1 protein-coding gene is annotated in these 473 nt (G+C 67.7%); it reads left to right on the top strand.

Translation table 11 applies throughout. The features are described 5' to 3' along the window. Nucleotides 1-8: 8 nt before the first annotated feature. Nucleotides 9-473, top strand: a 465-nt coding sequence (locus tag ACWGPE_RS19255) for an SDR family NAD(P)-dependent oxidoreductase (protein WP_452049356.1), incomplete at its 3' end; no start/stop codon positions are given.

Below are 473 nucleotides of genomic sequence, written 5' to 3'. Positions count from 1 at the left end.
ACCACCCCATGAGCACCACACCACACGTCGCAGTCATCACCGGCGCCTCCCAGGGCATCGGCGAGGCCCTGGTCGCGGGTTACCGCAAGCTGGGCTACGCCGTCGTCGCCAACTCCCGAAACATCGGCGAGAGCGACGATCCGATGGTGCTGGCCGTGCCCGGCGACATCGGGCAGCCCGGCGTGGGCAAGCAACTGATCGACGCCGCCGTCGAGCGCTTCGGCCGCGTCGACACCATCGTGAACAACGCCGGCATCTTCATCGCCAAGCCCTTCACCGAATACACCGACGCGGACTACGACGCCGTCACCGGAGTCAACCAGCGCGGCTTCTTCGAACTGACCCGCGCCGGGATCGCCGCGATCGAATCCCACGGCGAAGGCGGCCATGTGGTCACCATCTCCACGAGCCTCGTCGACCACGCCAACTCCCAGGTGCCCTCGGTGCTGGCGTCGCTGACCAAGGGCGGTCTG

This window comes from Agromyces sp. NPDC055658, from assembly GCF_053618155.1.
This window is presented reverse-complemented; position numbering and strand designations above follow the sequence as displayed.